The sequence below is a fragment of the Mesorhizobium sp. M2E.F.Ca.ET.209.01.1.1 genome (genome assembly GCF_004010375.2).
Lineage (GTDB): Bacteria > Pseudomonadota > Alphaproteobacteria > Rhizobiales > Rhizobiaceae > Mesorhizobium.
Map to the genome: position 1 here is coordinate 1 of NZ_SADP02000368.1, position 381 is coordinate 381.

At 62.5% G+C, this 381-nt stretch carries 1 pseudogene; it reads right to left on the bottom strand.

From position 1 onward, the window contains the following. Positions 1 to 381: pseudogene (locus EN852_RS36025) on the bottom strand (type VI secretion system membrane subunit TssM); the annotation flags it as partial.

A 381-nucleotide genomic window follows, 5' to 3' on the forward strand; every position in this document is an offset into this window, starting at 1 on the left:
ATAGCGGTCGTTCAACGCCGCCTGGCAGAAAGGCAGTATGTCCGCGCGCCAGATGGCGTTGAGCTCCGATGTGACCGCCTTTTGCGTCAAATTGCTGGTGTCACCGGCAATTCCGCTAAGCCAGACATTGATGGGGTCCGGCAGGATCTGTGCTTGCCTCGCGACGGCACCGGTCAGCTCGGCGAGGCCGCCTTGCTTCTTGATGGCATCCTGCGGATTGGGGTTGGCGGTGACCGTCTGCAGGACGTTCGACAGCGCGGTCAGCGCGACAACGGCGGCATCCAGTGCCGGCGGCTGTCCGTCGACCTCGGCAATGGTGCTCTTCAGCGGTTTGAAATGTTCGGCCAACAGATTGCCGGTCAGCTCTACCTCGCTGGCTGG